Here is a 26,716-nt window from a genome sequence, read left to right as displayed (position 1 = left end):
GTCTATGGCGATTCTGGAACAGGGATTGATAATAGGCCTAATGGCCCTGGGAGTTTATATATCTTTCAGAATAGTTGATCTTCCTGACCTTACGACAGATGGATCCTTTGCCCTGGGAGCAGCGGTTGCGGTAAGGGCTCTGGTTTCCGGATTTCCTGCCTGGTTGGCGATAATGCTTGCGGCCGCCACGGGTGCTCTTGCTGGCAGCATAACTGGAACAATCCATAGAAAGCTCAAGATCAACGTTCTATTAGCCGGAATTTTAGTCATGACAATGCTTTACTCAGTAAATCTCAGGGTAATGGGCGGGCCGAATCTCCCTGTTCCTCGAGTCGTTCCTGAAAGGAGCACTCAAAGTTTTGAAGAGATGAGCGGCGGAACTGGTCTTGATGGCCTTTTTGGAGAGCTCGAGATCAATACTGAAAAACGCACAACAAAGACTACTGTTGTTGCAAAGAACATCTTCAACAACGATCTCGACGGATCCGACTTATTGCTCATAGTTCTCATAATTTCTGCTGTGGTTGTAGTTCTTTCGATTGTGCTGAAATCTGATCCTGGGATGACACTAAGAGCTTTTGGAAGTAATCCCTCGGGGGTGGTTTCTTTCGGTATCTCTCAGAATCTTCTCGCTATTGCGGGGCTTACCGTTGCGAACTGCATTATTGGGCTGAGCGGCGGTCTATTCGCGCTTTACAGCGGTTTCTCTGATGCCACAATCGGTCAAGGAATGGTCGTAACAGGACTGGCATCGGTAATAATGGGCGAGATACTTCTGGGAAGAGTTAAGCTCTTCTATGGTCTTCTCTCACCGATAGTGGGAGGTGTTATTTATCAGACGCTTCTCTCTCTGGCAATGAGGTATGGGTACAGAATCGGTTTTCTTGCAAGCGACATGAAACTACTCACAGCAGTCTTTATTATCACGGTAATTGGATTACGACAGCTCTCCTCGAGCGGAGGAAAACGAAAGGTTAAACAGGAGGTGAAGAGGTTATGGTCGAATTCAAAGATCTGACGGTCGTATACAATCAGGGGATGGAAAACGAAAGAGTTGCCCTAAGAAATGTGAGTCTGACAATCCCCGAAGGGCAATTTGTCACCATAGTCGGACCCAATGGAGCAGGCAAGTCAACACTTCTCAAAGTAATTCTTGGTGAAGTTCAGCCCACATCGGGTTTATATATAATCGACGATAAGACGATGAATTGCATGAAGCCTCACAGACTTGCTGAGTTCATCGGAAGAGTCTATCAAGACCCAAATACGGGAATATTTCCGGCTCTTACAATAGCCGAGAACCTGATAATTGCATCGAAGAAAGGCAACAGGCCCTTCAGGTTCAGTTCTGTCAAAGAAGAGGCGATAACTCTTCTTAGGGATCTCGGGCTTGGACTGGAAGACAGGATGAGAACGAAAGCGGGAGAGCTCTCCGGAGGGCAAAAACAGTCTCTGGCTATGGTAATGGCCATCTTGTCGAAGCCCAGGCTGCTGCTTCTTGACGAACACACGGCTGCGCTTGATCCAGATAGCGCCTCAAGAGTAATGGAACTGACAGCCAGAATCAACAGAGAGTACGACATAACTATAATCATGATAACTCACAACATGGAAATCGCCAACTCTTACGGAGAAAGGTTGATGAGATTGATCGATGGTGAAGTTGCAAACGATGGAATAAGAGAGATAATGTCCAGAGCGACTTCAGTTATGTGTTGAGCGGCTCTCGACTCCACCTGTGAAGAGACTCTTCAAGGTGAGCCAGTACGGACCTTTCACATAACCGCTCAAATAATTGATCAACAGTTTACCAGCCGTTTTTCCCTTAAGAAGATCTAGTTTCTCATCAAGATTCGCGTTGAACCTCTTCCTGAAGGCGTCTGCGATCTGCAGATGCCTCGCGATAGGGAAAAGCCTTTCCAGGTATCTTTCGTTTGCGGTCTTTCCCTTGTAACCATCTTCAACAATAGATAGGGCCGCCTGCCTTCCTGAATCAAGTGCAAAGTCAATCCCGGCACCTATCCAGTTATCGATAAGGCCTGCGCTATCGCCCGCAAATAACAGACCTCTTTCCAGGTTGTTCAGTTTCAGCACTACCTCACTGTCGAATGTAGGAATAGGAGTTCCCGAAAGTTCAATTTCCTCATCAAAGACTCTCTTAATCAGTGTGCTCATTTCTTCATAGGAAGAGACATTTTCACAATCAGGATAAATTCCCCCGCCTACTGAATCATACGACTCGCCAGGAAAACTCCAAAGATAACCGTTGGGGACAAACGTTATGGAGGCATTACCCGTTGGAGAGCTGTATCCGTGATATATGACACTGTAACAAGGAGGTTCCTGACCGACTAACTTTGCCCCGAAAACACCTGCGGAGATTATCACGTAATCCGAACTCAACTCTCTGCCGTCTGTCATTATCGCAAAGGCTTCTTTGACTCTCTTGACTTCTAGCACTCTCGAGACAACGAGCCGTCCGTCTCTCTCTAGAATAGATTTTAGAAGGGACTGGTCAAACTCCTTCCTATCGACCTTATTAAAGATAGGCCTCTTCGAAACCAAGGACACTATGTATTTGAAACTTCCTTCCGACAGAGCATTGACCGATAACTCGCGGGTTTCAAAACCCTGGATCTCCACATCCGGAAATACCTGCCTAAGGATTTTTAGTGCTCTTGGCGTCAGCCCGCCACCACAACCCTTTTCCCTCGGAAAAGTCCGGGAGTCCACAAGGACGAAATCAACGCCCTCTCTCAGCAAAACTCTTGATGCGGCCAAGCCCGCAGGACCAGCTCCAATGACAACAACCTTGCTATGCATCCTTTACCACCGCCTTGAGTCTAATGATGAGTAGCACCACAACGATCTCGAGGAAGATTAGAAACATGATGAAGAGAACGCCTGCCATCATGCCGAATTGATGCCCGAGAAAACCGACGAAGAAATTGGAGATAGCTCCACCTATTGAAGCTGCAACAGTAAACATCCCAATGGCAAAACCTATCCCGTCTTTCATGGTGGATATGAGAATCGCCTGAAGCGTAGGGAATGTTCCCGAAAAACCAAACCCGGCGAAGACCACGGCAATACCGATGGTAACTGGAGAACTAAGCAGTAATGCTGCTCCAAAGGAGACAAATGCAATGCTCACCATAAACAAGAGCGATAACTCGTAACCCAGTCGATCAACGAAAAAGCCTGCAAGCAATCTACCAATGAATATCCCCGTCCAGAGCAGTGCGGGAAAGACACTGGCATATCTCATCTCAATGCCCTTCGTCTCAAAAACAAAACTTGAAAGCCACGACGTAAAACCAATTTCATAACCTACATACAGGAGCACTCCGGCGAGTATTAGCCAGAAGACCTTCTTGGAGAACACTTCCTTCTTGAAGTGGGTTGCCTTCTGATTACTGCCGACAAAAGGAATTCTGAAGAGTAACGGAGCAAAAGCTACAAGAAATGCGCCACCGAAAAGAGCAACGAAGAATGGCTTCCACCAAGAATTATAATCAACAAGAAAAGCTGCAACAATCAATGGCGATATGATCGAACCTAGCGCAAATAGCGAGTGCATCAGATTCAATGCTCCGCCCGGTTTTCTGTAGTTCATTCCGGAAACGCCAATTCCAATCGACGTCTCCATCGTTCCTGTTCCGAAGCTTAGAGCCATACTCCCCAGAAGCAGCAGCCAGAATGACCTCCCGATCGAGAGAACTGTCAAGCCACCTGTAATGATTACTATCCCGCCGGCAAGCAACTTGAATGGACCGAACTTGTTCGAAAAAGCGCTCACAAATACCGCCGACAACATGAAAGCAAGAGTAGGAAGTGAAAGAAGTACTCCTGCTATCTGATGATCAATCCCAAAACTCTTCTCGATTGCCGGCAGCGCACTACCCAGTATTATCGATGTAAATCCAAAGAGAAAAAAACCACATGACGAAATAAGGCTGAAAGCTTTCTTCGTGTCCATGAGAGAATTCTATCACGATGAACGGATTGTTTGAACTAAAGGGAAACTCAAAAAAAGCGCAGCCCGTAAGCTGCGCTTTTGAGGTTTTTTCTTCACATGAAGAACGGAGTTACCGGGAAGAGTGAACCAAACACCAGAGAAACAACAGACATCAGCTTGATAAGAATATCCATCGACGGGCCAACTGTATCCTTGAGAGGATCTCCCACCGTATCGCCAACGACAGCCGCTTCGTGTGTTGGAGTACCTTTTCCGCCGAACTCTCCCGTTTCAATGTACTTCTTTGCGTTGTCCCAGGCTCCGCCGGCGTTTGCGCTAAATATTGCGATCATGATAGCGCTTGACAGTCCTCCCATCAACAGCCCTGCCACGGCAGATCGGCCAAAGAGAAAGCCGACAATGAATGGAGAAGCGATTGCAACTATTCCTGGGGTAAGCATTCTGCTTACGGCACCTTTGGTTGTTATCTCAATGCATCTCTTATAGTCAGGCACCGCCTCGCCCGTTCTGATGCCAGGAATTTCTTTGAACTGTCTCCTGATCTCAACAATCATAAGGTTTGCGGTATCGGCCACACCCTTGATCAATAGAGATGTGAAGAAGAAGGGCAACATACCTCCAATCAAAATCCCAATTAGAGTGTATGGCTCAACCAGGTTGATCACCGGATTGTTCACAATCTCGTCGGCAGTTCCCGCCGTACCCCAAATATACGAGACTATGAGGGCAAGGGCGGCAAAAGCCGCTGAACCAATGGCGAATCCCTTTCCGATTGCCGCTGTCGTATTTCCGACAGAGTCGAGCCTGTCGGTGAGCTTTCTTACCTTAGGATCGAGTTTGGCCATCTGAGCTATTCCACCTGCGTTGTCTGCAACAGGACCATAAGAGTCGACAGAGACGATGTATCCAACAAAAGAAAGCATCCCAAGGGCTGCGATAGCTATTCCGTAAACTCCTGCAGACCAGTAAGCGGCAAGAATTGCAATTGCAAGTGTTATTACCGGCCAAATGGTACTTCCCATTCCAAGAGCAAGACCGCCAGTGATATTTATGGCCACTCCGCTCTGGGTATCCTTTGCAAGCTTTCTAGTCGGCTTATATTCATCCGATGTATAGTATTCACTCAGCTTCGAAATGATTATTCCCGCGATGAGTCCGGCTGCTATTGCAAAAAAGAGTCTCCATCTGGAAACAAACTCAGGATTGATGATGAAGCTGTCCTTAAAGGCATAGTCCGGCGCCGCTACTCCAATCACTATGGCCACGGAGCCCAGAACAAGAGCCCCTGTAAAGAGGTTTCCAAAGCTCAAGCTCTTCTGAGCATCTTTGGTCTTCATATTCGCGACCACAAGCACGCCTATCAAAGAGGATAGTACGCCCGCGGCGGCTATTAGAACAGGCAAGATTATCAGGCCGTAATACTGTGCTTCGGTCATCGTCCCGTGATCCGCGAACTTCATGAAGATCGCCAGAACGATCGCTGAGACTATCGAAGCAACATAGGACTCAAGAATATCCGCACCGAGACCGGCGACATCTCCCACGTTGTCTCCAACGTTATCGGCAATGGTAGCCGGATTTCTTGGATCGTCTTCTTCTATCTGCTCTTCGATTTTCCCCACGAGATCGGCACTCATGTCGGCGGCTTTCGTATACATTCCTCCGCCGACCCTATCGAACAAAGCTATGAGACTGGCTCCTAGAGAGTAAGAGCTAATGATCATGATTCCATCAATATAGGATATCCTGCCGAAAGCTCTGGAGATATCCGTGATGTTCTCAAAAACAAACGAGCTCTTGAAAACAAGCATAACAAGTGCCAGACCGGTAAGTGAGAAACCGGCCACAGCAAGCCCCATAACAGACCCGCTTGAGAAGGCAACTTTGAAAGCGTTCGCTAGACCATGCTCCGCTCCCGCTGCAACTCTCGCATTTGCTCTTGTTGCAGCGTACATCCCAATAACTCCGGCCAGCTCAGAGACGAGCGCGCCAAAGAGCAGCACAACTGGATACTTGAACGACTGGAAGATAATCCCTAGAACTGCGGCCAGTACAATAGCCACAAGGAATATCTTTCTTGCTTCTTCTTCAAGGAATGCAGAGGCACCTTCCTGAACATACTTAGAAAGCTCTTTCATCCTATCATTACCTTGCGAAAAGCTCAGAGTCTTTCGCAACATAATGAAGGCAAAAACGGTTGAGATAATCCCTGCTACAAGTGGAAAGTACAATGAGTTCATTCGTTCTCCCTCCTAGTTGCTACTTTATTGGAACACATTTGACTTAGAAATCCCAACTTACATCCCAACGCTCGAAACAGTCTTTAGGCAACTTTTCCACGAAATCATGTCCGCTTCTGAAGACGTATCTGTTTCCTATCATAGGCCTTGATCTACCACCCTTCTGTTTGAGAATGTAAAGGTAATCCTTTGCTCTTGTAACGGCCACATAAAAAATTCTTTCTTCTTCGCTCAGAGAACCTTCTAGTATCGCCATTGAATTCGGCAGATCACCCGGATTCACGGCCAAAATGAAAACTACGTCCCACTCCAACCCCTTCGCCTGATGCACAGTTGAAAGCACAACCGCCGGTTGTTTTTCAGCAGACTCCCGTTCAATATCGATCTTCTCGCTAACGGCAAGATCCTCAAGAAGATCGGAAATCGACCTGTAGCGACCGGCAATCTCAATAAGCCTCTCAACATCCATCCTTCTTTCTCTCGCGTCCGGGAATTTGTCATCTAGATAGGCACCGTAGAAAACCTCATAAAAACGCCTTACAATCTCCGAAGGAGGTTCTTTTTCATCGAGATCACTGAAAAGGGCAGCCAACTTGTCAAGTTTCACCCTGTTGCTTACATGCGACCCAATTACATCAACCGGTTTGTGACCGTCATTAACTGCTGCGGTTATTCCCTGAATTATTCTAAGAGACGTTGCGCTTCCTACACCGGGAAACAGCCTCAAAGTTCTTCCCCAGGATATTTGATCCAGCGGGTTTTCGATAACCTTCAGTATTGCAAGTATATCTTTAACGTGAGCGGTTTCGGTGAATCTGGGACCCGAGTAAAGGGTGAAATTCATCTTTCTCTTGTCCATCTCCATCTGGAGCTCGAGAGAATGATAGTGTGAACGGTATAGAACGGCTATCTTATCGGGGTTTATACCATCGTCTACGTGTTCCTGGATCTTCTGAGCGACAAAAGAAGCTTCTTCCAGATTGTCCCAGGTCTCTGCAACGACCGGAATCGGTCCGTTCATTCTAACCGCCCGAAGTTGCTTTTCAATGGAGTCTTCGGGAACAATGGAGTTAACTAAATCGACAATCTGTGGGGTTGATCGGTAATTAGTCTGAATCTTAAAGATCTTTGCATCTTTGGTAGCAAGAAAATCATAGACGTTTTCGAACCTTGCTCCCCTGAATGAATATATCGACTGGGCATCGTCTCCGACAACTATCAGGTTTCCGTGAATGGAAGACAACATTTCGACGAGCCTGAACTGCAAAACATTGGTATCCTGAAACTCGTCAACAAGAACCCATCTGAAGCGCTCGGCCTCTTTTCGAAGAATCACGGGATTTTCATTGAACATCTTGAGAGCCTTCAACAGCAGATCGTCATAGTCAACACAGTTCTGAAGTGTCTTTTCTTGAACATACCTCTTCCAGATCTCTTCAATCTCGTCATATGAACCGAGAAACTTCCGATTCTGCCTCGCAATCGACTCTCTCAAAGACGAAAGCACGTTTACCGAATAAGAATAGATGCTTTGAAGAACTCCTGCTGAAGGTAGAGTCGAACTGTTGATACCTTCTCTTTCTTCAAGCAACTCCGCCCTACAATGCTTAATGAGATCTTTCGAATCCTCTCTGTCAAGGATAGTGAAATTCTCTTTCAACTCGGCTGCCTTCGAGTATTTTCTCAAGAAGTAATTGCACACGTGGTGGAATGTTCCTGAAAGCATTCCCTGGAGGCTTGATCCGCTGGTTCGCCTGGCCCTATCGATCATCTCTCTGGAAGCGGCCCTTGTGAATGTGACGAGAAGAATATTCTGCGGGCTCACCGAATTCGATACTAGATGCGCGATCTTATACGTAATCACACGGGTCTTTCCTGAACCCGGCCCCGCCACTATCAGTGAACGGCCGTTTGATTGGACGACAGCTTTCAGCTGTTCCTCGTCTAGTCCTTCGCTAAGAAATTCGGGAATCTCTGAACTTTTGAGAGTATATTTCTTCATCGACCACAGCGGCCCCCTTCTGCTAAGATTTTACCATAACGATGAAATCGCTTCACTGAGACTCTTTCGATACCCTGGAGGTAACAATGAATGAAGAAAGCGGTGGAATGAAGCAGATAGTTGTCTCTCTCTTGCTGTTGCTCTGTGTGTTTCTGATAGGAATCTTTGGATACTCAATAATCGAAGGATACCATCCTATCGATTCCTTTTTCATGGTAATGATCACGATCTCAACAGTTGGTTACAGCACCCCTACTGACCTGACTGAAGCCGGGAAGGTGTTCACCAGTATAATTATACTTGCGAGCATCACCATCGTTGTTTACGCAGTTTCAAACATAACGGCTTTTCTTGTAGAAGGAAGAGTCAATAAGCTTATCAGGAGGAGAAGGATATTGAAAACAATACAAAAACTGGAAAACCATTTTATTGTAATCGGAGCTGGCGACCTGGGATCAACAATTGCAAATGAGATATCTAAGAGAAACTATGACGTGGTGATTGTTGAGAAGAGAGAAGAAAGGCTCCGTGATCTGACTAAGAAAGAGGGAGGAAAGCTAATATTCATCTCCGGAGATGCCACAGAGGAAGAGACCTTGAAAAGCGCAGGCGTTGACAAGGCACAAGGTTTGCTCGCATGTCTTCCGGACGACGTAGACAACATCTTCGTAGTTCTAACGGCTAGAGGAATGAACAAAAACATGAAGATAATTTCCAAGGTAACCCATGGTGAGAACATCAACAAGTTGAGTTATGCGGGAGCAGACAAAGTAATTCCCATCCAGGAGATTGGAGCGCACAGAATGGTCGCAATGATGCTAAACCCAACGATCACTGGCTTTCTGGATAGTATCTCGCAATCAGGTTCACTGCAGTTGCGTTTTGAAGAAGTCAGAGTGCCGGAAAGCTTCCCCGAAAAAGGGCAGACATTGGAAGCGCTTAGAATACCACAGAAGATAGGCTTGATTATAATTGCAACAGTTACGGGCGGAGTTAGCAAGTTCAATCCAAGTGCTTCGACAGTAGTTAAGCCCGGTGACAGCCTTATGGTCCTCGGAGGGCATGAGCAAGTACTTAAGCTCCAAAGTTTCCTGAAGGGCGATCTAGAGGGCTGATTGCTCAGTGAGCCAATGTGATAGATCTCAAGGAATCAATGGCGCCTTATGAAAAGCGCCCGGCTTATAGAGATCTCCTATCTCTTATAAGATGAAATCATTATTCAGTCATTAGAGAAATTCAAAATAGGAGGAATCGGAATGGCAGACAAAGCGGTAAAATATTCGGCAAAAGGCATAGACTTCGCACCGGGAATAGCGGGATTCTCTGCGAAGGCAGTAGAGATCAACTCCCCGTTCTCAGGAAGACCCGAGGCTCACAAGTATCAGCATGACCTATATGTAGTGATTTCGGGAACTGCGAAGGTCAAAACTGGAGTGCTCAACGGTGACATAAAAGAAATCTCCGATGGCGAGTTCAGGAGTGAAGAAATGATTGTCGAAGAAGAACACATTCTCCAAATAGGAGATTCACTGCTGATTCCTACCGGGGTAGGCCACTCGCTAATCGTCGAATCCGGGACCTATTCGCAGTGGGTCTTCAAGATTGATAAGAAGTGATCTTGCTGATCAATCGTCCTCCTTCAGCTGTCCAAAAGCATGGACCCGTTCACCGATGAGATCAACCGAGAAAGGGCGTTGTCGAGACGTTCGCTATGCTGACGAGAAGGCGAGAGAAAAGCCAGTCACTGCTGAAGTAAGACGCAATGCCGCCTTCGGCGGGACGCAAGGCTGGCGAAGATCTTGCCAGGTCGCTATGCCCGGAAGAGCATCCGGGGACGCAAGGCTGCCTTCGGCAGGAGGCGAGGCCGACTTCGTCGGGAAGTGATGCTGCTGCGAAGGAAGCCTCTCAGGTCAACCGTCAACGGTCCACCGTCCACCGAAGATCCGCTGTGCGCTTAAGAGCGAGGACCCGCTGATCGCTGCTCAAAACAACGTTCTCCGTCAACGGGCCGCCGTCCACCGAGAAGAGCCGTTGAGCCTGCGCTGGCGCCCTTAGACCCGCTGGTCGCTTGCCAAGAGATCGGGTTGATAGGGGCGGGTTAAGAAATTCGGGTTGCTAAGAGCGGGTTATCAAAACCGGGTTATGAAGATCGGGTGTAGTAAGAGGAAGATTTGTTCTTCGCTCCAGAGCTAGGATTTGTTCTTCGTTCTTGGTCAAAACCATAACTCAGTAACGTGGAGATCCTTACCAGGAGCACGAGGATTACGAGGAAAGTAGATTCATGTAAAATAATCATGGCTGTCATCCCAAGTTACTCATACAAGCTCCTTCCTTTGTCATCCCGTGATGAATTTGCACGGGATCTGGTCTTGAGAACGATCCAAGAATCGAGATTCTGACCAGCATGTCAGAATAACGGGATGAGGTTAGGGAAGGGTTTCGACTTTGCGTCACCAGGAACGAGTTATGAAGATCGGATCTGAAGGATCGGGGCGCACGACTCTGCTTATGCAGACCAGTCGGGCTTTGCCCGACAGCATTGCACACAAATATACTAGTCAGTGCAATTCGTTTTGTTTCAATAGTGGCTGACTTCAATATTCTGGCCGTCCCGTGGGCGAAGCGAACTTCTCGAAAGGATTTCTCTCGTCTCCTCTCGATCTTATCGGTAAACGCGTCCTTGCTTTTGGACGGTCAACGACTCTTCATTTTCAGTGTCTGCTTAAACGAGTGTGGACTGCGACTGGAATGAAAACTCGCGTGCCTCCGAATTTTTCCTGAAGTGACTTACCTAATTCTTACGGTCTCGTCTCTATCGACATTTCCCTTGGAATCATGAATCACTAACTTGCCTTCAGGACTGCTGCCGGCTAACTCCGAAGCAGCGGTAATTGTATCGTCCTTTTCGTCAAACCGATGAATGATTCTCTCTTCACTTTCGTGATCGACTATCCAGGATCCTTCGTGGGGTCTCACATGGTAGATGTTTTCAATAATCTCTTCACTAATACTCGGAATCTTGCGTAGTTCTTCATGGTGATCCATGAAATGCACCTCCTACACATCACTGACAAATCATAGAACCGCGAAGTTCAAAAGCTCATCCAATGTCACTCTCGGAACTCGACTCTCTTGCGAACAAAGCGGCGCCGTAAGCTCCCATTATATCGGGTATTTCGGGGATGAGGATCTCCGTTCCAAACAACTTATTCAAAGCCTCCACTACCCCGGGGTTTCTCGCAACCCCTCCGGTGAAGACAAGAGGTTCTGGAGATCCCAATCTTGAATACATCGCTCCCACTCTTCTTGCTATCGCCTTGAATAGACCGGCCGAAATATCCTCAATTCTTTCTCCCAATCCTATCAGCGAAACAACTTCAGACTCGGCAAATACAGTGCAAACCGAACTGATCGAAATGTCCTTCTTTGATTTTCGGGCAAGCGACGACATCTCTTCGGTGCCAAGCTCAAGAGCAGAAGCCATCACTTCAAGAAACCTTCCCGTTCCGGCGGCGCACTTATCATTCATTGCAAAGTCTTCTACACTTCCCCCGGAATTCAATCGGATAACTTTGCTATCCTGACCGCCTATGTCGATGATTCCTCGGGCTTCGGGGTAGAGTTCGAAAACGCCTCTGGCGTGACATGAGATTTCTGTGATCTTATCACTTGCAGATGATACGAGCAGCCTTCCATAGCCCGTAGAAATGCACTTTCCAATTTGATTTCCATTCTTGCGGGAGAATTCGGTCATCTCCTGTATAAGAACTTCTGCTGTATTCGAGGCCCTAATTCCCGTTTTCAAAGTCTTCGAGAAGAGTATCCTGCCGTTCCCGTCAACCAGAACGCCATTGGTAGTCGTAGAACCTGAATCAACTCCTGCGTAAATCACCGTACTTCCCTCCTCAGCATGCGATACTGATCTGAAGTCGCTCTTCTCCATCAAAGCCCCGATTCTTGTGGTCAGTTGTCCATCTGAATTTAGAGGAAAATCGAGTTCAACTCTGTAACTCTTTCCGTTGTCGCCGGCACGAACAAAGTCGAAGAAGTCGCAAAACTTAGGAACCACAAAGACAGTCGCATCTGCTCTGTCATCTGAAGCTGGAAATGGCTCGGAGAAGCGACCACAAGGAGATCTCCACCTCAGCAGACGTTCGGCAATCGCAACAAGTGGTTCGATGTTATCGGCAGTCTTGCTAGAAAACGGTCTTCTTCCCAGGCAGGTCTCATTTGATACTGTTATTGCGCCGGCCTTCTCCACTGCATTATCGAAGCTTTTCAGATCAGTCACTCCGCCGCTAAGTGCAATCCGTTTTCCCGATCCATCGCTCTTGGCATTAGAAGAGCTTACTTCGGCTTTCCTGCCATCTAGCGCCGAAAGATAAAGCCTTGATAACTCCGTCCCTTCAACCAGCATTTCATTTGCCTGCACATACTCCACAATATCGTTGAATCGGTTTATTCCAGTATGCAGGTCAACTGTAATACCGGAGTTCTGGAGGAAAGCTGTCAGACCGACAAGCTCGCGGCAAAGAAATTTCACCGCGTCAGCGTCTCTCTTCCACGGAAGTCTGAGGATGAAAACCTTGGCTGACGAAAGCTCTGAGAGAAGATCTCCGACTCTGCGCATCGCATCACAAGAGTCGGCTATCAAGAGACAATCATCTGAATTCAGTTCCATCCCTTTTTTGTAGACGGTCTTTGCATAACCGCACAAATTGCATCCAAGTTCGTGACAAGAGGTCGGAGCAGAGGAGGTGATTCTGTGGAATTCACAGGCGCTTCCGAGCATCACTTCCATTGGTATGTAGCTGCATGAATAATAGATCATCTTCTCTTCTCCACAATTTCCAGGAATGCTTCTGTCCTAGTCCGCAGCTGCCCGGCTCCCTGAGATGAATGGTCAACACAGTCACCCGTCAACTCAAGAAAGGGAATTCTCTCCTCTTCGAATATACTCTTCAAGTAACTCACTCCTCCGGCCGACTGTCTGCATCCCCAGTGAGAAAAGTGGATCACTCCATCTACCCTAAAGCTGCGTGCAAGATCCAGGCAGAAGTTTCCACGATCGACCACGCTTCCACAAAGAGGATTATAGACAAGTTTCTCTGCGAGACTCTCAAGTGGTCGCTGTGGATCAACCGGATACATCCAGTCCCACATGAGCTCACTGGCAACCACGAGGTTTTTCGATCCCGGAACGAAGAGATTGAAAAGCTCATTATCGTAATAGGGAGGAATGTGAAGCCAGAGGATCTTCCTCGCGTTTTCGGGAATCGCTTCAAGCCTTTCGTGGATACCTCTGGAGGCCGCCGCAATTCTCCCATCCCCGGCCAGAGTATGAAGTACATACAACGAGTTCATGTGTTCATACAAGTGCTGAGGCAGATACGAGTCTTCCGTTCTGGCTTTCGACTCCTCGAGGTTTTCCATGAGTTCTCTTTCATAAGACAATCTCAACGACAACTCATCCATTTTGAAGGGGGCCCCTGTGATTTCTTCGATCGTACCGACAACTTCTTTCAGTTGCGAGAGAACGTATCCTACAGCCTCACTCTTTCGACCTCTTGGCACATCTATCAAAATGAAAGGAACATCGTATTCCTTGGCTATTCTTTTGAAGGTTGGAAGATTTCCATCGCAGAGAATGCTTGTCGTCATCACCAACTTTGGCGGGGGGAGAAGCTTTCTCATAGATACTCCAACAGAAGCTCTATGAAACGTACAGAGGGAGTCGCTTATTCCCGCCTGTGAAGAATATGCTATCGCCGTGTCCTCAAGATGCATCGACGAAAGCGCTCCAGAAATGCCTTCGGCAGAGACGGGGTTAAGACCCGCAGAAAGAAGAAGCTCAGAAGGGGCCATGAGATTCACCCACACGGTACTGATACCCTTTATTGCAAAATAGACTTCCTCAAGCGCTAGATGATTGACCGTATTGACAAATCGAGGTCGACCCCTGTCTGGAAAATGCCTTCTTCTGAGGTTCTCAAATTCCATGCCTAACTGAAGCCATTTCTTGAACTTTTCGGTATCATCTATGTAATTTCTTAGAAAGCTTCCGAATTTCACACTCTTTCGCGACATCTACTATACTCTCGCTCCTGCCACAATGAATTGCTGTTATCAACCCATTGTCCCTTTGAGTCGGGATATTTGACTGAACTCAATTATAACCTCTTACGAACAAAGAGTCTGATAGTTCACCGGTCAGCTACTTCGCGCCCGCGATATGCTTGATCACTCTGAATCTCTTTCTGCATGACTGGGCGATATTGACCCGCTCTCTCCAAACAGGGCAAAGGAAAGGGATTTCCGAAAGTGATAGCCGTATATCGCAAATTCCACCGACAGTGGGAAAAGCGACGGCTTAAAGAAGGCCGTCCACAGTAACAGTAGCCAGTAGTGTATTCTGCCTCTTTCACGGATTCCAAGTACCCATAGGGACTTCAGAAAAGCCTTAAGACTATCGGAAAGGGGTCTTACATGTCTAGGTGTATTAGGTTTATAGTTCTTAAGAAAGGTAATGACTCTCTGACGGTAAGGTTTAGGAGCGTAGATGCTCTTAAGTATCTCATAGTAACCGTCTTCAAGGTTCTTGAGTCCCATCTTAGGAACTATGTTAGTCAGAATGCTTGTGTTATTTCCAGAGAACTCCGATGCGATCCTGTTCTCTTCTTTCAACCTCATGAAGAGTCTTGTACCTGTAGGCGCAGTGAGGACACCAACCATTGCCGTCACTATACCGCTCTTCTGAATGAAATCGATCATGTTTCTGAATACCGAAGGCTTATCGTGATCGAAGCCCACAATGAATCCGCCCTGAACCTGCAGCCCAAACTGCTGCATCTTCTTTACAGATGAGAGTAAATCTCTGTTTCGATTCTGATACTTACCGCATTCAAGAAGGCTTTCCTCCTCGGTAGTCTCTATGCCGACGAAGACGGTTCCGAAATTTGCGTCGACCATGAGTTTCATGAGTTCATCGTCATCCGAAAGATCAATTGAGACTTCTGTATTCAGTACAAAAGGATAATTCCTCTCTTTCATCCATTCGGCTACTGCCGGAAGAATCTCTCTCTTCAGCTTCGTCTTGTTGCCGATGAAATTGTCGTCCACAATGAAGACTCCCCCGCGCCAACCAGCCTCATATAATGCTTCCATTTCGGCAGTGAGTTTTTCCGCGCTCTTCGTCCTGGGAATTCGTCCGTTTAGCAGAACAATGTCACAGAACTCACAATTATAAGGACAACCTCTGGAATATTGAATGTTCATTGAAGAGTACTTTCTCATGTCAAGAAGCGCCCAGTTTGGAATGGGGCTGGTTCCGATATCTGGAAAGCCGTCAGATCTGTAAATGTGCTTAGCCTGGCCTTTCTCTAAATCATGAAGAAACGGCGCCAGAGTCATTTCTGCCTCGCCAAGAACAAGATGATCGACTTCACTGAACTCCTCGGGTCTGGTTGTGAAAAGCGGCCCGCCCGCTACAGTTTTGACACCAAGCTCTCTGCACCTTTGAATGACCTTCTTTGCCGAGTCAAGCTGAATGTCCATCGAGCTAATCATTACGTAGTCGGATTCTGTGATATCTTCATCACGCAGAGTGTCCGTGTTCATATCGATGAGCTTCTTCTCCCATTCTTCGGGCAACATGGCAGCAACGGTCATGAGACCAAGTGGGGGATACGCCGCTTTTTTAGAAACAAACTTCAAAGCATGCTTGAAACTCCAGAATGTCTCCGGGTATTCAGGGTAAACCAACAGAACTCTCAAGATCTCACTTCCTTTTTTCTTAAGATACCCATGACTCTGTTTCCGTAATAGAACGTTCGCGCGAAACAGTTCAATCTGCGGGATAAGAGACTGCGAAAACTGCCGTGACATTACCTAGAGTTGATTTGGCATCATTTGTTCAGCTGTCGGTCTAAGCCACTTTGCCGTAGTTGTTATAACGAAAGAGTATTCTCATTGAAAACATGGACTCGATTACTTATCCCGCTGTAATATCAATTTTATCACGCAGGCTAGTCAAGAGAACTCGCGAGCAGACATGAAGCACTTTGATCTCAGCGAATTCATGACGAGAATCCTTGGGTCATGACGAGATGCGGCTTCTTTGACATCGTCCTGGTCGAATGGTTAAAATCCTCAGGAGCTGCTGCATGACGGCGAGAATTGCGCAATCAATAAGGACCAGTTTATCTCGGCATCTCTCTCTGTTCAACAAGAACGACTCATAGAACCCACCCCTTACTATTTCGTGAGAGTCACCCAACCTGGCTACAAGAGACTTAAAGGTTTCGGTTTTCCAAGACCTCGCACAAAGCCGAATTGTCAAGAGAGGCTTGTCCAATTGCCTAGTTTTTGTTTCTTAAATGGTGCATCAGACCATTCCCGCCTCGCGAAATTCTCGGCAAATGCTTCACTTACATTGAGTTTCTTGGATTCGCGCTCCCGGTTCAAACGAGAAGCCTATCCCCTGAAAAGGTCTCCACTCAAATTAAATCCACGAACTCTTCTCTCGCAACGAAGAGCGCGGGCAAAGCTTGATCCTAAATCGCATCAAATAATTCGATATATTTACAGAAAGCGTTTATCAAAGATCGCTATATACTTCTTCACCTTCAATGAATACTCTCTCTGTCTTCGCCGAAAGGTTAAATGGATGATCAGTCCAGATAGCAATATCTGCGTCTTTTCCAACTTCAAGTGATCCAACTCTCTCATCTATCTTCAAAATCTTCGCAGCATTTATCGTCACCATCTTGAATAGATCGTCCTCTTTGGAGCCGTAACGTAAAGCCACACCGAGTTGAACGTTCGTATTTTCGAGAGGAATGACTGGATGATCACACATGAAAGCTGCCAGGACGCCTTTTTCGTTGAGTATTCTTGGCGCATCGTAACTCATGTCCTTAAGCTCGAGTTTCGTTCGAAAACCGAAAATAGGTCCAAGAACAACCGGAACATTGTTACTCTTGAGAAAATCTACTATCTTGTAGCCTTCAGTTGCGTGCTCCACAACAAGATCAAAATCAAACTCCTTTGATAGCCTTACTGCAGTCAGAATATCATCCTGTCTGTGAGCGTGAATTCTTGCGGGAATTTCCTTCTTGAGCACTTTTTCTCCTACCTCAAGTTTCGGGTCTATATCCGTGAAGGGCTTCCCCTCTTTCTCAGCAGCCTTCTTCTTCTCAATGTAGGCCCTGACTTTTGTGAAGTAACCACGGATAACAGCTGCCGTTCCCAGTCTAGTGGAAGGCGTTTTCTTGAAACCTTCTCCGTAGACTCTCTTGGGGTTCTCTCCTGTCGCCATCTTCAAACCTGCTGGAGCGCGAACAACCATGTCGTCGACTATCAGGGTTTTCTTGAACTTGAAGATAGCGCCCTGACCCCCGACCGGGTTTGCACTACCGGGAACAACCATGACAGTAGTGACTCCTCCTGATAACGCGCGCTTTATTGCGGCATCCTGAGGATTAAACGCGTCAACGACTGAAACATCGGGAGTAAGAGGATCTGTCGCTTCGTTTCCATCTCCGTAATAGCCGCCTACACCCTCTTCATAGATTCCAATATGAGAGTGGGCATCAATGAAACCGGGGAAAATATACTTTCCCGAAGCATCAATTACCTCTGCATCAGGTTCCTCTATTCCCTGGCCTATCCGCTCAATCTTTCCATTACCGATCAGGACATCGCCTTTGAATGGATCGGATGTGATAGGGTAAACTGTACCATTCTTTAGTAGTATTGACATGAAAGACCTCCTTAGTTCAGTAGTATATTTAGATTCTATCAGAAGTGATACGTAATGCACACTTATCGATATGCCATCTTGTTCTGGAGCCGACTGTCAGGAAGGAGTATATTATGCTTGAAGATGCTGTAGGAAGGGAGTATTCAAGAAACGATCTAGAGAGAAACTGTGCAGAGGCGATGGTTTACGGAGCAAACGAGGAATTCAATCTAAATCTTCCCAAAGAAGCGTTCGACACCATGGGTGCCTTCGGGGGAGGAATGAGAGTTGGAAGCGTTTGCGGTGCAGTAATGGGTTCCCTCGCGGTGATTGGCATTCTTTTCAACAGTGAAGAATTCGAGAAACAAGAGAAAATGAAACGTATCGCCGAAGAATTCCTTGAGGAATTCGAGAAGAGATACGGTCATCTTGATTGCAAAGTACTTAAAGAAAAGTACAGGGATGAAGTTATCGGATGTGAGCCAACCGTAAGAATGGCCGCGAAAGTGCTTGAAGAGATAATCGTCAAGTACGAAAGAGAAAAGACTAACTGATGACGATCAAATGAAAAGAAACGAGAGAGACCAACCGAGAGCTTTGCTTCTAGAAAAACCATATTCGAGAGTATTAAGAGCAAGGAGAGAAAGCAGATCCTGCATAGTAAGAAAAAGCAAAAGGCCCGGGTCGGGGGTTGCGGTAGGGATTGGAAAGAGCAAAGCGATATCAGTTGGCCGTTAAACGGTTCTCCTTTAGCCGAGGGAAAAACCAGTGCTTCGTTCCAGAGCGAGGATCTGTTCTTCGTTCTTGGTCAAACCAGAAAAGCTACATGAGACGAAAAAAGAAGGGTAAGACTCTGAATCAAGTTCAGATGACGCGTTGTGACATTTTTGCTCTTCCGACCTCTTGCCTCTGACCTCAGGCTCTTCCCAAGGACGGGTTCATGATCTGGGACGAAGGACTAAGGACGGCTCTTCACAGCGTTCAGCGGGTCTTTGTTCTTAAGCTTACAGCGGATCTTCGTCCAGTGTACAAAGGGGATTTCATACGACCTCATCTTGTCTGTTTGCTCCTTCCTTGTCTCTGTTCACAGTTCCTCCCTTTCGGTTGTCTGCACAGAGTTGGTTGACTAACCTACAAAACTGGATAACACAGTCCCTTCGCTCCACTCCCATTACAGGAGCTTCATCACTACTACGGACTGTTCCGCCCCTGAATCTGGCATCGGTACTTTCACCCTCGTGGGTCTTCCACTTGCGGCTTTTCCCTTAACATCCAGATCCAGGTTCCCAAGTTCCTAATCGAAGCCTGTACCAGGGTCACGCCACCTATATTCCGGTCACCATCTGGACAGTAAGCAGGTTTCCTCCAGACTTATCCCGGGATAACCAGGTTTCCCGGTTTAGATGACACTACAGGTCCTTACGACACGTTCACGGTGGTTCACTTGTATTCGTCTCCTCTGGTACTCACCTGACGGGATCACTGTCCCGCCTTTTCCCGTAACGTTCACTACCATGGCTCTTTACCACAGCAGCTTACGGTGGTTTGAAGCCTCCACCTGCATGGCGGCTTCGAGGGGCCCTCCCTCATCTTCGATTAAGCATGGCTTGAAGTTACCTTCTTCGCCTTCTTGGCACACTGGAACTTGCAACTGACGGACTTCTCGGAGAACGGTGGACCGTTGACGGTTGACCTGAGAGGCTTCCTGCGCAGCAGCATCACTTCCCGACGAAGTCGGCCTCGCCTCCTGCCGAAGGCAGCAATGCGTCCCCGGATGCTTTCCTGGGCATTGCGACCCGGCGTGATCTTCGCTAGCCTTGCGTCAACAGACTGGCTTTTCTCTCGCCTTCTCGTGAGCGCAGCGAACGTCTCGACAATGCTCTTTCACGATGAATGGCTTGCTCACCCTCAAATAGACAGCACATGTTGCAGACTATTTATATAAAAGACAATGAAGTGTAGCATTGAAGGTTTAATATTTTACCGACCGGTAAGTAAACATCTATTGGGGGTGTTATTCATGGGTATTGTAGAAAGCATGAAAGCTTCTATGCTGAGACAGGCAGGGAAGTATGTGGGTTCAGTTGTCAGAAATTCTTCGACTGAAAATATTGGAAGGCTTTTTGGTACTGTCGCCACTTTGACAAAGGAACCGACGAAGAGCGGTCTGAAGAAACTCACTCAGATGGCCAAGGAAGAGCATCCGATGATCGTTTCCTGGCAGAATGTCTTCAAGAGATCCAGTCCTAAGGCCGTCGAAAAGGCTATGACAAATCTCGTTGTAAATGAGTTCGCATTAGGCGAGAAGATTAGACAGGAGAAGATGCTGGAGCACGAGGTTGTTATTCCTAAGCTTCTAGTAATAAGTCCAACTTACGCTTGTAATCTCAACTGTGTCGGCTGTTATGCCGGTCTTTACGGAAGAAAGTATCAGCTCTCCAAGGAAGAGGTCAGTTCGATCATCCGGCAGGCAAACGAGCTTGGGATTTACTTCTTTATCATCACCGGAGGCGAACCATTCGTCTGGCCGCATCTTCTAGAGATTTTCGAGGAGTTCAACGACTCGTATTTCCAGGTCTACACAAATGGAACGCTCATAACGAAGGAAGTCGCGAAGAAGCTTGGCGAACTTGGCAATGCGACCTTTGCCGTATCAGTGGAAGGTTTCGAAGGCGAAACTGACTGGAGACGCGGACGAGGTACCTTCAACAAGATCAAGCAAGCATGGGAAATCCTGCGAGAAGCAGGAGTAATCTACGGTACTTCTGTCACAGCGACAAGACTCAACCACGAAGTTATGATGAAGGACGAGTTCTGGCAGTTCCTGAAGGACGAGGGCGTTTCTTATGCCTGGGTATTCCAGTTCATGCCAGTCGGTATGAATCCTTCTATGGACCTTGTCCCTACGCCGGAACAGAGATATGAGAGATTCTTCAAGACCGAGCAAGAGAGGCTCGGTGGAGACTTCGCATTCGTTGCAGACTTCTGGAATCACGGATTCCTTACGAATGGCTGTCTTGCCGCCGGCGCAAAGTATCTTCACGTAAATGCAAAGGGTTACGTTGAACCTTGTGTCTTCCAGCAGTTTGCGGTTGACAGTATAAGAGAAAAGAGTCTTCTGGAGATTTTGAAGTCTCCATTCTTCACTGCATACAAGAGAATGGTGCCTTACAGCAATAATCTCTTCAGACCCTGTCCGATTATTGACAATCCGAAAGTCCTCAGAGCCATGGTGAACAAGTTCAATGCGATCCCACAGCACGATGGAAGTGAAAACGTTGTCACAGAGCTTGCCGGACAGTTGGATGAGCTTGCAGCCGGTTGGAAGGAATACGCCGACAAACTCTACTATGAGGAAGGCTTTGCCGAGACCCATCCGGCCCACAGAGGGGTTTACGATTTTGATGTTAGAATGAGAAAGTACGCTAACAACGAAGAGAAGCTTGCTATAGACAAAAAACCTTGAGGGGACGGTGGATCCGGTGCGAGCGAATTTGTCTTCTAGAGAGAGGATTATAAAAGCCGCCCGGAAGGCCTTTGCGGAAAGAGGTCACGACGGCGTAAGCATGTCTGAGATTGCCCAGATGGCAAGTGTGAAGAAGGCCCTGATCTACTACTACTTTCCCAGTAAAGAGGACCTGTTTTACGAAGTCTGGCAGTACTCGATCAACGAACTTGAAGATCATGTCTTTTCGGAAACAAGAAATGAGAGTATCTACGTTTCGAAGCTGAAGAGAATTCTGAGATCGTATATTGATTTCATCACAAGCAAGAATGAGATCAAGAAGATCATGGATCAGGAGAGGGCAAACCTCAGCCGAGAAGATAATGAATCCTGGAAAAGAGTGAGAGATAGGTACCAGATCTTGAAGGAAAAACTGTCTTCGGCAATAAACGATGCCAAGACCGCACATGAGATTTCCAAAGACGTAGATCCCGATAGCGCAGCAGACCTCATATTGAATGGTTTCAGTGTAACGGAAGACCCTAACGGGCTAGAAAGCATACGAGAGATAATCTGGAGGGGCTTGGTTAGCAACTCCGGTGAATGAACCCGACAAAAAATGAGAGGGACAGAATCCCTCTCATTTTTTCATCCCCCTTTTTTTGAAGTCAAGAACCTCTCTAAACTTTGAATATCTCTCCTCAAACTTTTTTCCAGAGATCTTAAGAAACTGAAGATAAAGCATGTCTACAATCATCAGCTGAACGATCCGAGTGACCAATCCGCCTTCTGGAAATACCAGTTTGGAATAGTAGCTTTCCAGGTTCACTTTGGAGTAACCACTGAGCATGGATCTAGCAGGCGTTATAGTGATCACTGATACACCGGACTTCTGCGAAAATCTCAGCGCATCAATAAGATCTGCGGAAGTCCCTGCACTCGAAATGGCAACTATTACCGAGTCACTTTCCAGCGTGTACGCAGAAATCATCTGCTCGTAGCCATTCTCAATCAACTTAACTCTCTTCCCGCTCTGAAGCATCTTGAGATAGAGATCATGACCGGCAAGCGCATCGAAACCAAAGGCGTAAATATCAACTATCTGCGCTTCCGCTAATAGTCGCGCCGCAGCTTCAACATCGTCCTCGTTCAGGCGCGAATATGCTTCGCGAATCGTCGATGACACGAGTTGATCATATGCCTCAAGATCCTCGATCATTACGGAGGATTTCTCTCTTTGAACAAGTAAGTTGAGCTCGCTTGCGATCGCCAGTCTCAGTTGCGTATAACCGGAGAATCCGAGCTTCTTCGCCGCCTTGATTATCATTGAGGGAGCTACCTCCAGTCTTCTCGCCAGATCTTGAACGGGAAGGTCAAGAGCCTCCTCCGGATGACTTATTACGAAAGAGGCAATCCTCTCTTCGGTTTCTGTGAGATGATGAAGCGCTTCATTGTATGATTGAAGAAGGCTACTCATTCTTCGGTGAAGGAGCCTCGCTGTCTTTGAGTACTTCAAACCATTTCGCAAGCTCCGCGCGAATCTCAGCAGGAACATTGGATAGAAAATAAGGATCGTCGTGTGTATAATCAATCATTCCTTCTGCAATGCCGACCCTCTCGGAACTCCCGAATAGCAGCTCCCCCGCCTTGGCCTTCGCAATAGTCTTGCTAACAAGGCGGTCGATATGCTTCAGAAAGCTTGCAAGTATTACCTTCGGGTTCAATGGTATAAGGTTGGAGTCAACGGTGATCACGTATCTACCCCTAACCGACGCCTCTTCAATGACTCCAACACCACTGCCGCCCGCTATTGAAAGAATTATGTCTGCTCCTGCATCAAACTGCTTAGCTGCAAGTTCTCTTCCTCTTGATGGGTCGGACCAGCTGCCTACAACACCAAAAAGAACCTTAGCCGAGGGATTCACCGTTGCGACACCAAGTTCAAAATAGGGTCTCATTATGTTCGTCATGGCAGGATAGGTGTCTCCTGCTATCAATCCCACAACGTTCTCTTCGTTCGCACCCGGCAAATCGCTTGATGTAACAAGTCCAGCGAAGATACCGGCAAGAAAGGTCATCTCGCTATCTCTGAAGGCTGCAGAGTAAGTGTTTGGTAGTGGCTCCTCAATGATTCCGTCCAGTAACGCAAATTTCTGATTCGGAAACATCTGGGCTACTCGCATAACACTTGCCGGCATTCCTTCGGTAAAAGTCATAAGAAGATCGTACTTGCCGAGAGCTGCGAGGCTGACCAACATCGATTCCCATTTTGATTGATTGTAACCGCCTTCGACAATCTTGATCTCGATCTCGTCGGAAGCCATTCCGAGGGCGCCTTTCTGAACGAGCTCATATATGGCGTTCCCGCCAATCTCGCCCGTGATCAAGATCCCAACACTGAATTTCGATGCGGCTAGTGCCGCGCTAATCAGAAGAAGCAACAACAAGAATATTCTTCTCATAATCTCACGCTCCATTTTTCCCACTCAATACGATTATAGTCGTGGTGAATGGAATTCTCAAGAGTGTGAATAATATTCTTGAATCGAATTACATAGTGGAAGATGAACTTGGAGTAGGCTTCTTCATTACGAAACCTTCATACTGGTTTATATTCTGATCCAGGAGTCTGACCACTTCAGAGGAATCAACAAGCCAATGAAGCGAGAAGTCCTCTACGAGCTCAGCGACTTGAACTCTTATTTCGTCCAGATCCTGGCCTGCCATATAAGAATGGTAAGCATATGACCACACGTGAGGAGTTCTTGGACTGGACGATCTTATCTTGCCGAGATCCTCCGCAGCGAGAGCAGAGTAGACCTCTGAATACTGTCCGGGGCTGTCAACTTGCCAGCCAACTTCGCTCCAACTGAAGAAACGCTTGAAGACCGACAACTCGGTAGCTTCATGAGCCTTAACCATGTGATCATCGATGACCACAAGCTCAGCAACTCCATCACCGTCGAGGTCGACAACATTGTCTACCTTCATAGGGTCAACTGCAACTGCGAGAGAGTACACTTTGGAGTCGATGACAGTAATGTAGAAAGCTCCTAGCGGAGTAGAATAATCACCCGTCAGAAACCTGAATATCGTGGTCTTTTCACCATGGTAGGGAACATCGTTGACAATAACCGGTGTCATTATTGTCTTCCCCGCAAGAGTTCCCACTACGATCCCTTCCTTGTAGAACGTAACCACATCTGGGATACCCATAACAGGATCGCCAGACTGGAATTCGAACGTGATTCTTCCCGGAAGGAGCCCATCGTAACATTTCTCGTATACCCATAATGCAGTACTGTCGAGAGTCTCCGTATTCAGTGAAGTCGCGCTTGCTGTAACAATGGCCGTAGGCAACTCAGTAATAGCGTCTGTGCTTACCGGAACCGAAGGGATTGGGATAGAAGGTGCAAGTTCTTCTGCAGGGTCCTCGTCAAAGAAACCATCAAGATTGAATAAGTCATCAAAAGAATCCATGGCAAGAATCTCCCTCGCCAGATCTTCGAAATAGGTAGTTACTGTAGCATCAGAAGAGTCTGTAGAATCGCTGCTCCCCGCCAGACTAGTAATCGTTATAAGGACGAACAACACAAAAAATAAATAGCGAAAAAATGGCATTCTCATACTGACAAATCACCCACATCGCAATTATACGCTATTTTCGGAAACACGAGGCCAGCGGTTTGAAGAGAAGGCCTGAGGGAGCAGAATTTCTTGATTAGAGTGCGTGAAGCTGTATCGGCTAGTCACTATGGATCATAGCTCATTGAAAATCCGTGGCCACGTTGTATAATTGGTTGTTCCACAAAGGAGGTGGTGTACATGGTAGATAACTTTAATGATTTCTTTAACCCCACGGGCTCTTACACCGCGCTTCTTTTGGAATTCACCAGCTGACAGGCTAGTTTCTTCCGATTATTCGACCACGGTGGTAAAAGAACCCGTGGTTTTTTGCTTTTTTTGTTCAAATTACTAGACTAATCGGAGGTAAATGATTACTGGTGAAGTAACTAACGTTCAGAAAGGAATAATAGAAGTGCTCTCTGATACAGGGGATTACTTTCGGTGTCTTCTAGGGGGTAAGCTACTGAGAAAAGAGAGGACCGAGAAGAATGAAGTCACCGTCGGAGACAAGGTCGTTTTCGGAACTCTTCAGAGAGAGCGAGGTGTCATTACAGAGGTTCTTCCAAGAAAAAAGTGTCTCGTGCGAAGAGGTGCAGGAAAAAGAGGGAGTCACTTGGATCAGGTGATCGCGGCCAACGTGGATCAGGTCTTCATGTTGTAGCAGTAAAGGATCCTCCTTACCGCAAGAGCTTGATCGAAAGATACATCACTGCGGCGAGAGGACCCGATCTAGATGTCATGATCGTCTTCAACAAAGCCGACCTTGGTATTGAAAAAGAGGCAGCCGATGATATTCAGAACTATCGCGAATTGGGTTATCAGGTCTTTCTCACGAGCACTTTGACCGGGCAAGGCCTGGAAGAAGTGAAGGAGAGCCTCAAATACAAATCCTCCGTACTCGCTGGCAGTTCCGGTGTCGGAAAGTCTTCCCTAGTAAACGCGATTTGCAGGAGCAATGTGAAGACCGCTGAGGTAAGTGATTCTACCCATAAGGGAAAACACACGACAACCTCATATCAAGTAAACCTTCTTCAAGATGGCGGAAAATTGATCGATGTTCCCGAAATGAGAGAGTTTGCAATCAGTGGAACGGAAGGGCTTGACGAAGTCTTTGAGGATATCGCCGAACTCTTTGCCAAGTGCAGGTTCAGAGACTGCATTCACACTGTCGAGCCAGGATGTGCCGTTCGGGAGGCTGTGACAAACGGAATTCTTGATGAGAAAAGACTGCGAAACTACTCGAAGATGAAGAAGGAATCGTGTGGCTCTTGATTCCGAACTAAATGGAGGAGTACAGATAGTTGTTGAATAAAGCCTAGTTATTCAAGTGATCGGGCCATAATTGCTTTTTAGCAATAGGTTCTAACGCTTGCTCCTTTTGCTCACTGCTAAATTGGCAGGCCCTGCTTGAAAAAGGCAAAGATTGAGTAAAGACATCTCAAGTCCTTCCCGGAACTCCGTTTCTTACAAGCGCATAGTGAATTGAGAATGCGGTGGTACGGCTGGCATTCTTTTCGTTTTTTCCCTTGTTTAGTCTGAAGTTCCCAAACTGAACAAGCAAGAAATAGCTATCTGAAATGATTTCAGAGAAATGAAGTGGTTATTTCTGTCTACGTTTTCTGAGTTGTTTCAGTCCGACGAGTTCAAGCGCTTTCCTCTGTACCTCGTTAGGAGTTGTTATTAT

The 26,716-nt window shown here is 47.0% G+C and carries 21 protein-coding genes; 9 read left to right on the top strand and 12 right to left on the bottom strand.

Annotated features, from left to right (window positions below):
- The first annotated feature begins 4 nt into the window (after positions 1-4).
- Both Q502_RS05005 and Q502_RS05000 read left to right on the top strand, forming a co-directional pair.
- A complete protein-coding gene (locus Q502_RS05005; RefSeq protein WP_099830715.1) occupies positions 5-1,018 on the top strand; it encodes an ABC transporter permease in 1,014 nt (337 codons plus the stop codon).
- Positions 997-1,719 carry an ABC transporter ATP-binding protein gene (locus Q502_RS05000; RefSeq protein ID WP_099830714.1) on the top strand — a complete coding sequence of 241 codons (723 nt, stop codon included), beginning with the start codon at positions 997-999 and terminating at the stop codon, positions 1,717-1,719. Before Q502_RS05005 ends, Q502_RS05000 begins: the two co-directional genes overlap by 22 nt.
- Here the strand turns inward: Q502_RS05000 and Q502_RS04995 are convergent.
- The 4 genes from Q502_RS04995 to Q502_RS04980 form a co-directional block, all read right to left on the bottom strand.
- Positions 1,705-2,823 (bottom strand): FAD-dependent monooxygenase, encoded by a 1,119-nt coding sequence (locus Q502_RS04995; protein ID WP_099830713.1) that lies wholly within the window; start codon positions 2,821-2,823, stop codon positions 1,705-1,707. The two genes, Q502_RS05000 and Q502_RS04995, sit on opposite strands and share 15 nt — an antisense overlap.
- On the bottom strand, positions 2,816-3,979 hold the full coding sequence (locus tag Q502_RS04990; RefSeq protein WP_099830712.1) for a sugar MFS transporter: 1,164 nt from the start codon (positions 3,977-3,979) through the stop codon (positions 2,816-2,818). Before Q502_RS04990 ends, Q502_RS04995 begins: the two co-directional genes overlap by 8 nt.
- A 92-nt stretch (positions 3,980-4,071) precedes the next feature.
- Positions 4,072-6,219 carry a sodium-translocating pyrophosphatase gene (locus Q502_RS04985; RefSeq protein ID WP_099830711.1) on the bottom strand — a complete coding sequence of 716 codons (2,148 nt, stop codon included), beginning with the start codon at positions 6,217-6,219 and terminating at the stop codon, positions 4,072-4,074.
- Between the two features lie 43 nt (positions 6,220-6,262).
- Complete coding sequence (locus Q502_RS04980; RefSeq protein WP_099830710.1) at positions 6,263-8,221, bottom strand: ATP-dependent helicase; 1,959 nt, start codon at positions 8,219-8,221, stop codon at positions 6,263-6,265.
- Positions 8,222-8,307: 86 nt separating this feature from the next.
- Here Q502_RS04980 and Q502_RS04975 point away from each other — a divergent pair, with 86 nt between their 5' ends.
- Together Q502_RS04975 and Q502_RS04970 are read left to right on the top strand one after the other, a co-directional pair.
- Complete coding sequence (locus Q502_RS04975) at positions 8,308-9,336, top strand: TrkA family potassium uptake protein (protein WP_099830709.1); 1,029 nt, start codon at positions 8,308-8,310, stop codon at positions 9,334-9,336.
- A 141-nt stretch (positions 9,337-9,477) separates the two neighbouring features.
- Entirely contained in the window at positions 9,478-9,837 is a 360-nt protein-coding gene (locus Q502_RS04970; RefSeq protein WP_099830708.1) for a hypothetical protein, read from the top strand.
- Positions 9,838-11,008: 1,171 nt separating this feature from the next.
- Here the strand turns inward: Q502_RS04970 and Q502_RS04960 are convergent.
- The 5 genes from Q502_RS04960 to Q502_RS04940 form a co-directional block, all read right to left on the bottom strand.
- The gene (locus Q502_RS04960) at positions 11,009-11,266 is read right to left on the bottom strand and encodes a DUF2188 domain-containing protein (protein WP_099830706.1); all 258 of its coding nucleotides are present in this window, start codon (positions 11,264-11,266) and stop codon (positions 11,009-11,011) included.
- Between the two features lie 55 nt (positions 11,267-11,321).
- Positions 11,322-13,052 (bottom strand): acyl-CoA dehydratase activase, encoded by a 1,731-nt coding sequence (locus Q502_RS04955; protein WP_099830705.1) that lies wholly within the window; start codon positions 13,050-13,052, stop codon positions 11,322-11,324.
- On the bottom strand, positions 13,049-14,308 hold the full coding sequence (locus Q502_RS04950; RefSeq protein ID WP_099830704.1) for a 2-hydroxyacyl-CoA dehydratase subunit D: 1,260 nt from the start codon (positions 14,306-14,308) through the stop codon (positions 13,049-13,051). Before Q502_RS04950 ends, Q502_RS04955 begins: the two co-directional genes overlap by 4 nt.
- A 153-nt stretch (positions 14,309-14,461) precedes the next feature.
- Positions 14,462-15,994, bottom strand: coding sequence for a B12-binding domain-containing radical SAM protein (locus tag Q502_RS04945; protein ID WP_099830703.1), 1,533 nt, complete (start codon positions 15,992-15,994; stop codon positions 14,462-14,464).
- 823 nt (positions 15,995-16,817) lie between these two features.
- Positions 16,818-17,981 (bottom strand): amidohydrolase, encoded by a 1,164-nt coding sequence (locus Q502_RS04940; protein ID WP_099830702.1) that lies wholly within the window; start codon positions 17,979-17,981, stop codon positions 16,818-16,820.
- A gap of 113 nt (positions 17,982-18,094) precedes the next feature.
- Between Q502_RS04940 and Q502_RS04935 the strand changes: the two genes are divergently transcribed.
- From Q502_RS04935 to Q502_RS04925, 3 genes are all read left to right on the top strand, one after another.
- On the top strand, positions 18,095-18,514 hold the full coding sequence (locus tag Q502_RS04935; protein ID WP_099830701.1) for a C-GCAxxG-C-C family (seleno)protein: 420 nt from the start codon (positions 18,095-18,097) through the stop codon (positions 18,512-18,514).
- A 1,466-nt stretch (positions 18,515-19,980) separates the two neighbouring features.
- Positions 19,981-21,426: a radical SAM protein gene (locus Q502_RS04930; RefSeq protein ID WP_099829451.1), complete on the top strand. Its 1,446-nt coding sequence runs from the start codon at positions 19,981-19,983 to the stop codon at positions 21,424-21,426.
- A 7-nt stretch (positions 21,427-21,433) separates the two neighbouring features.
- Positions 21,434-22,012, top strand: a complete 579-nt coding sequence (locus Q502_RS04925; RefSeq protein ID WP_258394267.1) for a TetR/AcrR family transcriptional regulator — start codon at positions 21,434-21,436, stop codon at positions 22,010-22,012.
- A gap of 33 nt (positions 22,013-22,045) precedes the next feature.
- On the opposite strand, the gene Q502_RS04920 is transcribed toward Q502_RS04925, so the two are convergent.
- From Q502_RS04920 to Q502_RS04910, 3 genes are all read right to left on the bottom strand, one after another.
- Positions 22,046-22,882: a MurR/RpiR family transcriptional regulator gene (locus Q502_RS04920; RefSeq protein WP_099829452.1), complete on the bottom strand. Its 837-nt coding sequence runs from the start codon at positions 22,880-22,882 to the stop codon at positions 22,046-22,048.
- Positions 22,875-23,867 carry a BMP family ABC transporter substrate-binding protein gene (locus Q502_RS04915; protein ID WP_099829453.1) on the bottom strand — a complete coding sequence of 331 codons (993 nt, stop codon included), beginning with the start codon at positions 23,865-23,867 and terminating at the stop codon, positions 22,875-22,877. The genes Q502_RS04920 and Q502_RS04915 overlap by 8 nt, the downstream gene beginning before the upstream one ends.
- Before the next feature lie 88 nt (positions 23,868-23,955).
- Positions 23,956-24,885, bottom strand: coding sequence for a hypothetical protein (locus tag Q502_RS04910; protein WP_258553704.1), 930 nt, complete (start codon positions 24,883-24,885; stop codon positions 23,956-23,958).
- A 514-nt stretch (positions 24,886-25,399) separates the two neighbouring features.
- On the opposite strand from Q502_RS04910, the gene Q502_RS14575 reads away from it, so the two are divergent.
- On the top strand, positions 25,400-25,693 hold the full coding sequence (locus tag Q502_RS14575) for a hypothetical protein (protein ID WP_243392268.1): 294 nt from the start codon (positions 25,400-25,402) through the stop codon (positions 25,691-25,693).
- 29 nt (positions 25,694-25,722) lie between these two features.
- Positions 25,723-26,304, top strand: coding sequence for a ribosome small subunit-dependent GTPase A (gene rsgA / locus Q502_RS14570; protein ID WP_243392269.1), 582 nt, complete (start codon positions 25,723-25,725; stop codon positions 26,302-26,304).
- The last annotated feature ends 412 nt before the right edge of the window (positions 26,305-26,716 follow it).

It is taken from the genome of Mesotoga sp. Brook.08.YT.4.2.5.2. (assembly GCF_003351125.1).
Taxonomy (GTDB): domain Bacteria; phylum Thermotogota; class Thermotogae; order Petrotogales; family Kosmotogaceae; genus Mesotoga.
This window is presented reverse-complemented; position numbering and strand designations above follow the sequence as displayed.